The following is a 402-nucleotide window of genomic DNA, read 5'->3' as shown; positions in this document are numbered from 1 at the left end:
GTGTTCAAACTTCTGTGGGATAACGTCGCCGGGTTCCGCGAGTTCTGGCAGGGCGTGTGGGACGGCCTTGTCAATGTGGTGGCTACCGCGTGGACGTGGATCAAGAACATCATCGTCGGGACGTGGGACGCGATCGTCGGCTGGTTCCAGTCCGGCTGGGTGCAGGCAGTGTGGCAGACCCTCGTGGATGGGGCACAGGCCGCGTGGAACATCATCACGGCGGTGTGGGGCGGCTTGGTTGATTTCTTCGGCGGGATCTTCTCCGGACTCGCGACCGCGTTCAGCGCCGTATGGGACGTCATCGGTACTGCGTTTATGTGGGTGTGGGAGTCCGTCCTATCGCCCATCTACACTTGGATTGCTGACACGTGGGGACGCATCGCGGAGATCATCGCCCCGGTG

The 402-nt window shown here is 62.2% G+C and carries 1 protein-coding gene; it reads left to right on the top strand.

Annotation, left to right across the window (positions count from 1 at the left end; genetic code table 11):
• Nucleotides 1-402 (top strand): hypothetical protein (locus tag ACTQV4_RS10385; protein ID WP_441569793.1); only part of this gene is annotated, 402 nt, incomplete at both ends.

It is taken from the genome of Collinsella sp. LCP19S3_B11 (genome assembly GCF_052121915.1).
GTDB lineage: Bacteria > Actinomycetota > Coriobacteriia > Coriobacteriales > Coriobacteriaceae > Collinsella.
The sequence above is the reverse complement of the archived record's forward strand: the minus strand, read 5'-3'. Positions and strand labels throughout refer to the sequence as shown.